At 42.0% G+C, this 14,397-nt stretch carries 12 protein-coding genes; 11 read left to right on the forward strand and 1 reads right to left on the reverse strand.

What is annotated here, in order from left to right:
- Nucleotides 1-199 precede the first annotated feature (199 nt).
- Both MMU07_RS00320 and MMU07_RS00325 read left to right on the forward strand, forming a co-directional pair.
- On the forward strand, nt 200-397 hold the full coding sequence (locus MMU07_RS00320; RefSeq protein ID WP_241123831.1) for a hypothetical protein: 198 nt from the start codon (nt 200-202) through the stop codon (nt 395-397).
- Nucleotides 398-424: 27 nt separating this feature from the next.
- Nucleotides 425-1,630 carry a 6-bladed beta-propeller gene (locus tag MMU07_RS00325; RefSeq protein ID WP_255737132.1) on the forward strand — a complete coding sequence of 402 codons (1,206 nt, stop codon included), beginning with the start codon at nt 425-427 and terminating at the stop codon, nt 1,628-1,630.
- Nucleotides 1,631-1,670: 40 nt separating this feature from the next.
- Here MMU07_RS00325 and ispE read toward each other — a convergent pair whose 3' ends face one another.
- A complete protein-coding gene (ispE, locus tag MMU07_RS00330) occupies nt 1,671-2,477 on the reverse strand; it encodes a 4-(cytidine 5'-diphospho)-2-C-methyl-D-erythritol kinase (RefSeq protein WP_241123833.1) in 807 nt (268 codons plus the stop codon).
- Between the two features lie 645 nt (nt 2,478-3,122).
- On the opposite strand from ispE, the gene ilvD reads away from it, so the two are divergent.
- From ilvD to leuB, 9 genes are all read left to right on the forward strand, one after another.
- Nucleotides 3,123-4,799 carry a dihydroxy-acid dehydratase gene (gene ilvD / locus MMU07_RS00335; protein ID WP_241123834.1) on the forward strand — a complete coding sequence of 559 codons (1,677 nt, stop codon included), beginning with the start codon at nt 3,123-3,125 and terminating at the stop codon, nt 4,797-4,799.
- 19 nt (nt 4,800-4,818) lie between these two features.
- Nucleotides 4,819-6,501, forward strand: coding sequence for a biosynthetic-type acetolactate synthase large subunit (ilvB, locus tag MMU07_RS00340; protein WP_241123835.1), 1,683 nt, complete (start codon nt 4,819-4,821; stop codon nt 6,499-6,501).
- A gap of 16 nt (nt 6,502-6,517) precedes the next feature.
- Complete coding sequence (ilvN, locus tag MMU07_RS00345; RefSeq protein WP_241123836.1) at nt 6,518-7,027, forward strand: acetolactate synthase small subunit; 510 nt, start codon at nt 6,518-6,520, stop codon at nt 7,025-7,027.
- Between the two features lie 12 nt (nt 7,028-7,039).
- Nucleotides 7,040-8,083 (forward strand): ketol-acid reductoisomerase, encoded by a 1,044-nt coding sequence (ilvC, locus tag MMU07_RS00350; RefSeq protein ID WP_241123837.1) that lies wholly within the window; start codon nt 7,040-7,042, stop codon nt 8,081-8,083.
- Nucleotides 8,084-8,090: 7 nt separating this feature from the next.
- On the forward strand, nt 8,091-9,602 hold the full coding sequence (locus tag MMU07_RS00355; RefSeq protein ID WP_241123838.1) for a 2-isopropylmalate synthase: 1,512 nt from the start codon (nt 8,091-8,093) through the stop codon (nt 9,600-9,602).
- A 6-nt stretch (nt 9,603-9,608) separates the two neighbouring features.
- Nucleotides 9,609-11,009, forward strand: coding sequence for a 3-isopropylmalate dehydratase large subunit (gene leuC, locus MMU07_RS00360; RefSeq protein WP_241123839.1), 1,401 nt, complete (start codon nt 9,609-9,611; stop codon nt 11,007-11,009).
- Between the two features lie 17 nt (nt 11,010-11,026).
- Nucleotides 11,027-11,617 (forward strand): 3-isopropylmalate dehydratase small subunit, encoded by a 591-nt coding sequence (gene leuD, locus MMU07_RS00365; protein WP_241123840.1) that lies wholly within the window; start codon nt 11,027-11,029, stop codon nt 11,615-11,617.
- 117 nt (nt 11,618-11,734) lie between these two features.
- Nucleotides 11,735-13,354 carry an alpha-isopropylmalate synthase regulatory domain-containing protein gene (locus tag MMU07_RS00370; RefSeq protein ID WP_241123841.1) on the forward strand — a complete coding sequence of 540 codons (1,620 nt, stop codon included), beginning with the start codon at nt 11,735-11,737 and terminating at the stop codon, nt 13,352-13,354.
- Nucleotides 13,323-14,384, forward strand: coding sequence for a 3-isopropylmalate dehydrogenase (gene leuB, locus MMU07_RS00375; RefSeq protein WP_241123842.1), 1,062 nt, complete (start codon nt 13,323-13,325; stop codon nt 14,382-14,384). The genes MMU07_RS00370 and leuB overlap by 32 nt, the downstream gene beginning before the upstream one ends.
- Nucleotides 14,385-14,397 lie beyond the last annotated feature (13 nt).

Genomic DNA, 14,397 nt, shown 5'->3' on the forward strand with positions numbered 1-14,397 from the left:
TTCCTTTTCCATTTGAGGGAAATTTTTATTTTGAATTTGAAATATCATCTATTTTCATGTTGGAGGTGAATACACTGCAATGGGCGGTATCCTTGAGACTTCATTATTGTTTTCCACTTTGTTTGAGAAACATTTCGTTTATTCGGTTTTTTTTTTTTTAGTTTCAACAAATTATTGTTCTACATAAATTCCAAAAATTATGAAAAAACTAGTGTTTTCAATTTTCTTAAACATCTTTATGATGTTACCTTTTCTTTCTTTTACTGACGCAAAGGCACAAAGGCTTTTGATTTTAGATAGGCAAGAGATAGTATGGCAGCCTAATGGAAGCTATTTGGTATACGATGTTTGTTATTATGGGCCGGGCTTTTGTGGGGATGGTGGTCCTCAAAATTGATTTAGGACCTTATTTTTAAATCTAAATATGAGTCTGATAATTCAAAATCTCCAAAATCTTTTGCGTTTTTCTATTTCCGGAATTTGCTTATTAACATGTGTTTTTTTCTTTTCGTGTCAATCAAATACTAATTCTGTAAATGATTTAAAGAATGAAAAAGATTTGGAGGTTTTTTTGCTTAGGGTGGAAAATGAGTTTGGTTTTAATTTTCCAAATTCGCTGCAATTGGAGTTTGTAACACCTCTTGAGACTACAGCGGCTTCTATTATAGGCACATTTCAAAAGCTAGTTGTTTCTCCCGACAAAGAAGAATACTTTATCTGGGATAGTAAGCAATCAAGAATTTTGGTTTTCGACCGAAAGGGTAATTTGAATAGAGTCCTAGATAAAAAAGGTCCTGGACCGGATGAATATTTGGACATCAGTGATTTTCAGGTCAATTTCGTAGAAGGTGTTTTAGAATTGATTGATTACAGAAGAATTGTAAAATACGACCTGAATACTTTTGAATACATAGGAGAGGTATCATTGAGGGAAGTCAAAGGAGATGTCAATTTTAGGTATTTTGTCAATATAGATGGAGTTTATTATCTCTGGACCAATATTCCTCAAAATCAAAGGAATATTCAAAATGATCTTGGAAGCTTAGCTAATTTCCATCTTGTCAGGAAGGATGGGGATTCCACTTCATATTTTGTTCAAAAAGAGTTTGGGATATTGGGCGATCAGAGATTCTATTCTGCTGACGAGCCGGGCGAATATAATATCTCACCGGTTTTGGGAAATAACAACATTCTTAGAGTTAAAAAAGACAGTGTTTTTATAAGTTTTAAATTTAAGTTTGAAGATCATAAATCCATGCCTTTGTCGGAATTTGAAAATTGGCAAGGAAGCGCTATACAGATGTTAGAGAATGATTATTTTAAGTTTTTGACAAATATCAGAGAAACAAAACAACACATATTTTTTCAGTTTGCAGGAAAAGGAACTGCTTATTATGTACTGATGGATAAAACCAGGAATGAGATAATATCTATAGGAAGGTCAAAAAGCCTACTTCCAAATATCATTCTTTCTGATAGAGATAACTTTTACTGTTTCATTTATCCTGAATTTTTGAAGGAGTATTACAAAAATGGAGAGGATTTTAGTAACCATCCAATCTTGAAGTCAATTGATATTGATGCTTTAGGAAAAGATGACAATCCAATCCTAATTAAATTCAAGCTCTAACAAAGACAAGCCAAATTCATAAAAAAATCCTATTTCCAATCTACATCACCCCTTCAAAAACGAAATATTCCTTGTCCCATTCTTTTGCCTCAGGCTTGTGTTCAAACAATCCAAAAACCGTAGAACCGGAACCGGACATTGCTGCGTAATAAGCCCCAAGATCATATAAGGATTTTTTGATGGCTGCCAATTCAGGATATTGAGGAAAAATACTTTTCTCAAAATCATTTTGCAGTTCGGTTTTCCAAAGAGTTTTGTCCTTCAGGATTTGGGCAAGATCCTTTTCCGGTTTTTTGGGACTTACTCCTGCATACGCTTCTTTGGTGCCGATATGGATGGGAGGCTTGACGAGCCATAGATGGTTCCCTTTCAGGTCTACTTCCGCAGGTTCCATGATTTCGCCTCGGCCTGTTGCGATTTTTGGGGTATTGTCGATAAAAAAAGCGCAGTCACTTCCAAGTTGAGCCGCATAGTCCTCCAAAAACCAGTTTTCCAGATGCAGGTCAAAGAGGTTGTTCATCAGCCTCAGCGCAAAAGCCGCATCGGCAGAACCGCCGCCAAGCCCGGCACCCATGGGAATATTTTTGTGTAAATGAATATGGACATTGGGCAGGTCATTGAAATCTTTCCTCAATAATTTGAAGGCTTTCAAGATCAGGTTGTCTTTCTCCTCTCCAGGAATGGAAAGTCCGGAAGTATCAAACACCGTTTTATTTGACAGGATCATTTCCAAGGCATCATACAGCGGGATGGGGACCATGCAGGTTTCGATGTCATGATAGCCGTCTTTCCTCTTGGCAGTGATGTGAAGTCCTAGGTTGATCTTTGCATTTGGAAATGAAATCATGAGAGAAAACAGGTTTTGTTGGTTTTTGAATCGGATTTTTCAGCTTTGAAATTAGAATTTAAAATTGGATTTGCTGATTCTTTCTCCGCTTAGGGTAATGAAATTTTTGATATTCTGACAATTTGTGAAAATGAGATTCCCGATTCGGTTATGTCGTTTTTTTGCTTGTTTGGGGGTTGAATAGTAATTATCCATATCCATTGTTGAATTTGATACCCGATTATTTTTCTTTTGAAAAAAATTCAAAAAAATTAACTTTTGGTTAGTGATATGTGAAATCAATACATTCTTTTGATTTGTGAATAAATATGAGTCTAGGATAGGTAAAAGTTTTACATATGTCCATTTTGCCAAATAAAATACTATACATAAAACTTTTTCATTCATTATAAATATATGTTTGGCATAAAAAATGAAATTAAATATTGTATCTCTGGAAATAGAGGTTTAATATTGTACCACGTTAGCCAAACAAAAAAGAACCACACCACATGTTTCAAATAGTCACTCCTCTAAGCTTTATTATTCTCATTTGTAATAAACACTGAGGCACCTGACATATTTGACCTACAACCATACAATGTTAAGTGCCTCAGATGATGGGGCACTTTTTTTATAAACCTATTAAACCAACCTGAAGTAACCATGAGTTTGAAAAAACACAGTTGGGAAATCAGTCAGAATGAAGAACATCCCGCAGGCAAAGCCATGCTATATGCCACGGGAATGTCTGATAAACAGATGAACCAGCCCTTTGTAGGGATAGCGAGTTGCGGCTATGAAAGTAACCCCTGCAATATGCACCTCAATGACTTTGCCGGTCTGATCAAGGAAGCTACAAGAGCTCATGGTTTGACCGGTTTGGTTTTTAATACCATCGGGATTTCTGATGGAATTTCTATGGGAACCTCCGGGATGCGGTATTCATTGGTGTCGAGAGAGATCATTGCCGATTCCATCGAATCCTTTATCCTTGGCCATTCTTTTGACGCCTGTGTCGCCGTGGCCGGCTGTGATAAAAACATGCCCGGAGCGATCATGGGGATGTTAAGGATCAACAGGCCATCGATCATGGTATATGGTGGCACTATCCGTTCCGGAAATTACAAAGGAGAAAAGCTGAACATCGTATCTGCTTTTGAAGCCTATGGCAAAAGAGTAAAGGGTGAACTCAGCGATCAGGATTATCAGGGAGTGATTGAGAATGCCTGTCCCGGTGCAGGTGCCTGTGGCGGGATGTACACTGCCAACACCATGTCCTCAGCCATAGAAGCAATGGGCATGTCTTTGCCATACAGTTCTTCGACTCCTGCCACCGCAGATGAAAAAATGGCTGAGTGCAGGGATATTTCCAAATACATCTCCATCCTTTTGGAAAAAGATATCAAGCCAAAGGACATCGTCACAAAGAAAAGTCTTGAAAATGCAGTCCGGGTGGCAGTTGCACTTGGAGGAAGTACCAATGCTGTTTTACATATTTTGGCTATTGCCAAAACTGCAGGAGTGGATTTTACACTTGATGACTTTGCAAGAGTGAATCATGAGACCCCCTTGATAGGTGATTTCAAGCCCTCAGGTAAATTTCTGATGGAAGACCTTTTTGAGCAGGGAGGACTTCCTGCTTTTATGAAATATTTATTGAATAATGGCATGCTTCACGGCGACTGTATGACAGTGACCGGAAAAACCGTTGCAGAAAATCTTTCAGATATTGAGCCTGTGGTACCATCTATGGTGAATGTGATCCATCCTTTGGAAACGCCACTGAAAGAAACGGGACATCTTTGTGTACTTAAAGGTAATCTTGCCCCTGAAGGCTCTGTGGCGAAAATTACCGGAAAAGAAGGAAAATCCTTTACAGGTCCTGCCCATGTTTTTGATTCTGAATTGGAAGCAAATGAGGGGATCAAAAATAAATTGGTAAATAAAGGAGAAGTCATTGTCATCCGCTATATAGGTCCAAAAGGCGGCCCTGGGATGCCGGAGATGCTGAAACCTACCTCCATGATTATCGGTGCCGGTTTGGGTGCGGACGTTGCTTTGATCACTGATGGTAGGTTTTCCGGTGGTACGCACGGATTTGTTGTTGGTCATGTGACCCCTGAGGCATATTCCGGAGGACCTATTGGTCTTATTCAAAACGGCGACATCATCACCATCGATGCGGATTCACTGACTTTGAGTTGTGCTGTGAGCGATGCCGAAATGGCTGAAAGGAAGAAGCATTGGAAAAATAAGGATTTGAGTGATCTCCAGGGAACACTCAAGAAATACAACAAACTCGTGTCCTCCGCTTCGGAAGGATGTGTGACAGATAAGTAATTTTAAATCATCCAATTCTATGGTTAGAGGAGCAGACATCGTAGTGAGATCCTTGATCGCCGAAAATGCCGAATTCATCTTCGGTTATCCCGGCGGTGCAATTATGCCGGTTTATGATGCATTGTATGATTATAGTGATCAGATCAAGCATGTGCTGACACGTCATGAGCAAGGAGCAATCCATGCTGCGCAGGGTTATGCACGGGTTTCCGGTAAAGTAGGAGTCGTACTTGCCACTTCCGGTCCGGGCGCTACTAACCTTATTACCGGTCTCGCTGATGCTCAGATTGACAGCACTCCTCTAGTCTGTATTACAGGACAAGTGGCTGCCCACCTTTTGGGTTCAGATGCTTTTCAGGAGACTGACGTGATCGGGTTATCTATGCCCGGTACCAAATGGAATATTCAGGTCCGAAGGGTGGAGGATATTGCTCCTGCCATCGCCAAGGCATTTCATATCGCAAAGACAGGAAGACCAGGTCCCGTTTTGGTGGACATTACCAAAAATGCACAGGTAGAGTTCGGTGAATTCAACTATGAACCTTGTTTCGGGATTAGGTCATACAGACCCTATGTCAACATCAATCCTACAGCCATAGCTGCGGCAGCCCAATTGATCAATGATGCAAAAAGACCGTACGTCCTTTATGGACAAGGTGTAATCCTTGCCAATGCCGAAAAAGAGCTAAAAGAATTTTTGGATAAATCAGGAATACCGGCTGCTTCCACGCTTCTTGGATCGGGGGCCCTTTCCCAGGATCATCCTTCCTATGTCGGCAAACTCGGCATGCATGGCAACTACGCACCAAATCTTCTGACCAATCAATGTGATATTTTGATAGCCATCGGGATGAGGTTTGATGACAGGGTTACCGGTGACTTGAAGCGGTACGCCAAGCAAGCCCAAGTCGTCCACCTGGAATTGGATCCATCTGAGATTGATAAAAATGTAAAATGTGCAGTTCCGGTTTTGGGAGATTGCAAGCAAAGCTTGCCCTTATTGACCGATGCGGTCAACTCCAATACCCACCATGAATGGTTTGAAAAATTCAGGGAATTGGACAAAGAAGAAAAAGCAGCCGTCATGTCCTATGACCTGGAATCGACCCATGGAGGATTGCATATGGGGGAAGTCATCCAATTGATCAACCAGTTTAAGGATGAAAACGCTATTCTCGTGACAGACGTAGGCCAGCATCAAATGATCTCCTGGAGGTATTTTAATTACAAAGAATCCAGAACCCAAGTCACTTCAGGTGGTCTTGGTACAATGGGTTTTGCCCTTCCTGCGGCTTTGGGAGCGCAATTACACGATTTTAAAAGACAGGTAATCTGTGTAGTTGGAGACGGAGGAATACAGATGACCATTCAGGAATTTGGAACCATCATGCAGACCAAAGCTCCTGTCAAAGTAGTCCTTCTTAACAACAACTACCTGGGAATGGTAAGGCAGTGGCAACAGCTTTTCTTTGATAAAAGGTATTCTTTTACAGAACTTGAAAATCCCGATTTTATCAAAATAGCTGAGGCCTACAAACTCAGAGCGGTGAAAGTGACAGAGAGACACGAGTTGAAGGAGGCAGTCGCCCAAATGATTTTGCATGAAGGACCGTTTTTCCTTGAAGTTGTCGTGGAGAAAGAAGACAACGTGTTTCCGATGATTGCGACCGGCTGCTCGGTTGAAGAGGTAAGGTTAAGCTAGGAATGAAACTGAATTTATGAACCGATATACCATATTAGTATATACCGAAAATTTTATAGGGATACTTAACCGTATCACAATCATTTTCACCAGAAGAGGAATAAATATTGATGCGTTGACAGCATCGGAAAGTCGCTTGGATGGTATCCATAAAATTACCATCGAGGTCACAGTGACCGATGATCAAATCATCCAGCTTTCAAAACAGATCGAAAAAGTAGTGGATGTGATCAAGGTGTATTACTTCATGGATCATGAAGTAGTATATCAGGAAATCGCGTTGTACAAAATCCCGATCGAGAGTTTGGATCCAAGCCTTGAGAAAGTCATCAGGCAATTCAATGCCCATATCATTGCGGCAGAAAAAGAATTTGTTGTCTTGGAATTTACCGGACACAAAGAAGATACCCAGGCATTGTTAGAAATTCTAAAACCATTCAACCTGTTGGAATTTGCCCGTTCGGGAAGGGTGGCGATCGCCAAACCCAAATTTTCCATCACAGAATATTTAAATAATCAAACCTAATTTTATCACACTATGAAACTGAAATTCGGATCAGTAGAAGAAAACGTAGTCACCAGAGAGGAATTTCCTTTGGAGAAAGCAAGAGAAGTATTGAAGGATGAAACCATTGCGGTATTGGGATATGGCGTGCAAGGCCCCGGCCAGGCGCTCAACCTGAGAGACAACGGTTTCAATGTCATCGTCGGACAAAGGAAAAACTCCAAAACTTGGGACAAAGCTGTTGCTGATGGCTGGGTACCTGGTGAGACTTTGTTTGAATTGGAAGAAGCTTGCGAAAAAGGCACTATTATTCAGTTCCTTCTTTCTGATGCCGGTCAGATTGCACTTTGGCCGACTGTTAAAAAATACCTTACTCCCGGAAAAGCCCTTTATTTCTCCCATGGATTTGGGATTACTTACAAGGAAAAAACAGGAATTATTCCACCTGCTGATGTGGACGTCATCTTGGTTGCTCCAAAAGGATCAGGTACTTCCTTGAGAAGAATGTTTGTCGAAGGGCGTGGATTGAATTCATCCTTCGCTATTTTCCAAGATGGGACAGGCAGAGCCAAAGACAGGGTAATTGCTCTTGGAATCGGTGTTGGTTCGGGGTATTTGTTTGAGACAGATTTCTACAGAGAAGTGACTTCTGACCTTACAGGAGAAAGAGGAACTTTGATGGGAGCGATTCAGGGTATATTTGCCGCGCAGTACGAAGTGTTGAGGGCAAATGGACATACGCCATCTGAAGCATTCAACGAAACAGTTGAAGAATTGACTCAAAGCTTGATGCCATTGGTAGCCGAAAACGGAATGGATTGGATGTATGCCAATTGCTCCACAACTGCCCAAAGAGGTGCTTTGGACTGGTGGAAACCTTTCAGAGATGCCACCAAGCCTGTTTTTGAGGAATTGTATAATAGTGTAAAATCCGGAAAAGAAGCGCAAAAATCAATTGACTCTAACAGCAAGCCTGATTACAGAGAAAAATTAGAAGTTGAATTGAAAGAATTGAGAGATTCTGAAATGTGGCAAGCAGGTGCTACTGTCAGAAAATTGAGACCAGAAAATAACTGAGGAAATTATGAGTGAAAAGCTATGGATATTTGATACTACCCTCCGGGATGGAGAGCAGGTACCGGGATGTCAGTTAAACTCCCAGGAAAAGATAGTGGTGGCGCAAGCTTTAGAAAAACTTGGAGTTGATATCATCGAGGCAGGATTTCCAATTTCCAGTCCCGGCGATTTCAATTCGGTAGTAGAAATTTCCAAAGCTGTATCTAATCCTATCATCTGCGCCCTTTCAAGGGCAGTGGAGAAAGACATAGAAGTCGCTGCCGATGCTTTGAAGTATGCCAAAAAAGGAAGAATCCATACAGGCATCGGAGTTTCACCTTACCATATTCAATTCAAGCTGAGATCCACACCTGACAACATCATCGAAAGAGGTGTCAGGGCGGTGAAATATGCAAAAAGCTTTGTCGAAGATGTTGAATTCTACGCTGAGGATGCTGGAAGGGCCGAGTTGCCTTTCTTAGCAAAAATCATAGAAGCTGTGATCAAAGCCGGAGCAACTGTAGTCAATATCCCGGATACTACCGGTTATTGTCTCCCTGAGCAATATGGCGCGATCATCCGCTACTTGAAGGAAAACGTGTCCAATATTGACAAAGCGATCATTGCGACACATTGCCATAATGACTTGGGAATGGCCACTGCCAATACCATAGCAGGTGTACAAAACGGCGCAAGGCAAGCAGAACTTACGATCAATGGCATCGGAGAACGTGCAGGAAATACCTCTTTGGAAGAAGTAGTCATGGCGATTAAGTGCCACCATGCCATTCCGGTACATACCAATATCAAAACCGAATTGATCTATGGGACGAGCAGGTTGATCTCAAAGTTGATGAACATGCCGGTGCAGCCCAACAAAGCGATAGTAGGAAGAAATGCATTTGCCCATTCCTCCGGTATCCACCAAGACGGCGTCCTCAAGCATAGGGAAAATTACGAAATCATCGACCCAAAAGAGGTTGGCGTTCATGAATCTACCATTGTCCTGACTGCGAGAAGCGGCAGGGCAGCACTCAAGCATCATTTGGATGCCTTAGGCGTGGAACTTGAAGGTGAACCCTTGAGGGAAGTATATGAAGAGTTTTTGCTTTTGGCTGATTCCAAAAGAGATATCGGTACCAAGGATTTACTTTCTCTTGTAGGAAAATTTATGGATGGTTCTTCTTTTATAGGACTTGGGAAAGTAAGCTACCAGTCAAACGGCGAAATCAAAGCCCATGTAGAATTAAAGGTAGGGGAGAAAAATTTTGAGGCAGACTCAACTGGCAACGGACCTGTGGATGCGGTTTTGAAAGCAATTGAATCAATTGTCAAACCACAGATTGAGCTTGAGGAATTCCTCATCCAAGCGATAACACATGGAAGTGATGATGTGGCCAAAGTACACATGAGAATCATCCAGGGAGACAAACCTTATTATGGTTTTGCATCCAATACAGATATTGTATTGGCTTCTGCACAGGCATTTGTGGATGCCCTAAACAAAATACCTGTCAAAGACAAAGTGATTGTAGCGTAAGTTAAGATGGAAAAAAATACATTATTCGATAAAATCTGGGATTCACATGTGGTACGTTCCGTACCCAATGGTCCTGATGTCTTCTTCATTGATAAGCATTTTATCCATGAAGTGACAAGCCCGGTAGCGTTTCTGAATCTGGAAAAAAGAGGCATTGGTGTTCTGCATCCAGACAGGACAGTCGGCACGCCTGACCACAATGTACCTACCGTCGATCAGGACAAAACTATCAAGGACAAACTTTCCCGCATGCAGGTGGAAAAACTGAGGGAAAACTGTAAAAAATATGGCATTGAACTGCATGATTTGGGATCGGACCATCATGGTATTGTCCATGTGATCGGTCCTGAGTTGGGTATCACCCAACCGGGCATGACCATAGTCTGTGGTGATAGCCATACTTCTACCCATGGCGCTTTTGGGGCAATTGCATTTGGAATCGGAACTTCCGAAGTGGAGATGGTTTTGGCAACACAATGCATCATGCAGACCAAAGCTAAAAAAATGAGGATCACAATAGATGGTACATTAGGTGCCGGAGTGACTTCAAAAGACATCATCCTCTACATCATTGCCAAAATTTCTGCCGCAGGGGCAACAGGTTACTTTGTGGAATATGCAGGCTCTGCTATCCGTAGCCTGAGTATGGAAGCAAGAATGACCATCTGTAACATGAGTATCGAAATGGGTGCCCGTGGAGGATTGATAGCTCCTGACGAAACCACTTTTGCCTACCTCAAAGGAAAACAGTATGCACCAAAAGGTGAAGCTTGGGACAAAACTGTGGCTTATTGGAAAACCTTGAAAACAGACGAAGGCGCTGTTTTTGACAAAGAATATACTTTTGATGGCACTGATATCGAGCCGATGATAACCTACGGTACCAATCCAGGTATGGGGATTAAAATCAAAGGCAACATCCCGACAACTGAAGGAATGGAAGGAAGCAATAAAATTTCCTATCTCAAATCTTTGGAATACATGGGTTTTGCACCTGGCGAACCTATCAAAGGGAAAAAAGTGGATTACGTCTTCGTAGGAAGCTGTACCAACGGTCGTATAGAAGACATCCGCTCGGTGGCTGCTTTTGTCAAAGGAAAACAAAAAGCCGCTAACATTACCGCTTGGATAGTTCCAGGATCGAGAGAAGTAGAGAAAATGGCGCATGAAGAAGGTTTGGTAAAAATATTGGAAGATGCCGGTTTCGAATTGAGACAACCGGGCTGTTCAGCTTGTCTTGCCATGAATGACGACAAAATTCCTTCAGGAAAATATGCTGTATCTACTTCTAACAGGAATTTTGAAGGAAGACAAGGTCCTGGTGCAAGAACACTTTTGGCCAGTCCGCTTACGGTCGCAGCTGTAGCCGTAACAGGTGTAATCGCAGATCCTAGGGAGGTATTTTAATCAAAAAGAAAGAAAAAATGGCTTACGATAAATTCAATATACTTACCAGCACAGTTGTTCCTTTACCTGCCGAAAACGTCGATACGGACCAAATCATTCCGGCTCGCTTTCTAAAAGCGACCGAAAGGGAAGGTTTCGGAGACAACCTGTTCAGGGATTGGAGATATGATGTAGAAGGTAATCCCAAAAAGGAATTTGTACTCAACGACCCTACCTATTCAGGGAAAATTCTCCTTTCAGGAAAAAACTTCGGTTCAGGTTCCAGCCGTGAACACGCAGTTTGGGCAATCTACGATTATGGATTCAGAGCGGTTGTTTCAAGCTTCTTTGCAGATATTTTCAAAAACAACTGTCTGAACATCGGTGTTTTGCCGGTAACGATCAGTCCCGAATTTGCAGAGGTTTTGTTTAAAGCAGTGGAAGCCGATCCAAAGGCAGAAGTGGAAATAGATATCGACAAACAAAAAATCACACTGCTCAGCACAGGAGCATCTGAATCTTTTGACATCAATTCCTACAAAAAGGAAAACATGAAAAACGGTTTCGATGACATTGATTACTTATTGAACATCAAGGAGGAGATAGCAGCATTTGCTGAAAACAGATAAAAACCTCAATTAGTAGGTTTGGGATCAAATTTGGATTCGAATCTATCCAGCTAATTCTTCATTCTAAATTATTAATTCCGTAAGCGCGAGTAATTACTTTGTGCCAAACTCCAAAAAATGGGTCATCACAGGAAAATAGAAATCATGGATACCACTCTGAGGGATGGAGAGCAGACCTCGGGAGTTTCCTTTCTTCCTTCAGAAAAACTTCAGATAGCCAAACTGCTATTGGATGAAATGAAGGTGGACCGGATCGAGGTGGCTTCTGCCCGGGTTTCTGAAGGGGAAATGGAAGGAGTGAAAAGGATTACCCAATGGGCTTCCGAAAAAGGATATCTCGATAGGGTAGAAGTGTTGGGTTTTGTGGATACCCCTGATTCTATCAATTGGTTAAAGGAGGCCGGAGGGAAGGTTCTCAACCTTTTGACCAAAGGTTCTCTCAATCACCTGACCCATCAGCTTCGGAAAACCCCGGAGCAACATTTCATGGATATTGAAAAAAGCGTGCTCTATGCCCGTCAAAATGGTATTTCGGTCAATGTTTACTTGGAAGATTGGTCTAATGGCATGAGAAATTCCATGGATTACACCATGGATTTGATTGGCGTTTTGGTACAGCTTCAGGTAAGGAGAATCATGCTTCCCGATACCTTGGGATTGCTCAATCCCAGAGAAGTTTCCCATTTTCTCAAGCTAATTACGAGCGAATATCCTGATACCCATTTTGATTTTCACGCACACAATGATTATGATCTGTCCGTGGCCAATGTGCTCGAGGCAATTTATAACGGCGTAGGCGGTATCCACACCACTGTCAATGGATTGGGAGAAAGGGCCGGTAATGCGCCACTTGAATCTGTCATTGCGGTTTTGAAGGACTTTACAGACTTTAAGCTGAACGTCAAAGAGAATAAAATCTATCGTGTCAGCAAGTTGGTGGAGCAATTTTCCGGTCAGCATATCCCGGCAAATAAGCCTGTTGTTGGTGAAAATGTATTTACCCAAACTGCCGGAATCCATGCAGATGGTGACAATAAGAAAAATCTCTATTTCAATGATTTGCTTCCGGAGCGATTTGGCCGTCAAAGAAAATATGCCTTGGGCAAGACATCAGGAAAAGCCAATATTGTCAAAAATCTGCAGGAATTGGGTATCTCTCTTGAACCTGAAGAACTGACAAAAGTTACCCAAAGGATCATTGAATTAGGGGACAAGAAAGAACGTGTGACCACAGAAGACTTGCCTTATATCATTTCTGATGTGTTGCAGAACAACTCCATCTCCCATGATATTTTCATTGAAGGTTATAACCTCAGCCATTCTAAGGGTCTGAGGCCCACTGTGCAATTGAAGATCAACATCAATGGCGAAAGCTATGAAGAAGGATCTTCAGGAGATGGTCAATACGATGCTTTCATGAAGGCATTGAAAAAGATTTACAAATCTTTGAATAAGGAATTACCGGTTTTGACCAATTACAGTGTCACTATTCCTCCCGGAGGAAAGACTGATGCTTTTGTAGAAACAGTTATTACTTGGGATTTTGGTAAGCTATTTAAAACCAAAGGCTTGGACAGCGACCAAACGGTGGCGGCTTTAAAGGCGACCGAAAAAATGCTGAACATCATTGAAAAAATTAAAAAAACAGAGCCGGGAATCGGAACTCACCCGGATGAAAACCCTGAACTAGATAAAAAGAATTTCTATGGAAATGAATATAGCGCTATTGCCGGGTGACGGCATCGGCCCCGAGGTGATTGCACAGGCAGTCAAAGTTGTAAAAGCTGTAGCTGAGAAATTTGGCCATACCATACATTTTGAAGAGGCTCCAGTAGGTGCTGCTGCGATTGACCTTACAGGCAATCCTTATCCGGATGAGACTCATGAAGTGTGTTTGAGAGCGGATGCAGTGCTTTTTGGCGCGATAGGTGATCCCAAATATGACAATGATCCCAAAGCCAAAGTTAGACCTGAACAGGGATTATTGGCAATGAGAAAGAAGCTTGGATTGTTTGCCAATGTGCGGCCAACCTTTACCTTTCCTTCTTTGGTGCATAAATCTCCATTGAAATTGGATAGAATAGAGGGAGTGGATTTGGTTTTCTTTAGGGAGTTGACCGGAGGGATCTATTTTGGGGAACCCCGTGGAAGAAACGAGCAGGGTACCAAAGCATTTGATACCAATGTGTATTCCAAAGAAGAAATCACGAGGTTGGCAAGAATGGGTTTCGAAGCTGCCCAAAAGAGAAGGAAATTATTGACCTGTGTGGACAAGGCCAATGTATTGGCTACTTCCAGACTTTGGAGAGAGACTGTGCAGGAATTGGCTCCGGAATATCCTGATGTCAAAGTGGAATATGAATTTGTGGATGCTGTCGCCATGCGTTTGATCCAATGGCCAAAGGCGTATGATGTCCTGATCACTGAGAATCTATTTGGAGATATTCTGACAGACGAAGCATCAGTAATATCAGGTTCCATGGGTTTGATGCCTTCTGCCTCATTGGGTACTGACAACAAGCTTTTTGAACCGATCCACGGTTCTTATCCACAAGCGGCGGGCAAGGACATCGCAAATCCATTGGGCACGATACTTTCGGCGGCGATGATGTTTGAGTATGCATTCGACCTAAGGGAAGAAGCAAAAACCATTTCTGATATTGTAAATAGGTCATTAGCTGAAGGGATCGTTACAGAAGATATCGCCGAAGGCGGAAAAGCTTACAAAACTTCCGAAGTGGGGGATTGGTTGGCTGCCAATATTTAAAATTGAAGCGAAA

Source organism: Cognataquiflexum nitidum, from assembly GCF_022538055.1.
GTDB classification, from domain to species: Bacteria; Bacteroidota; Bacteroidia; order Cytophagales; family Cyclobacteriaceae; genus Cognataquiflexum; species Cognataquiflexum nitidum.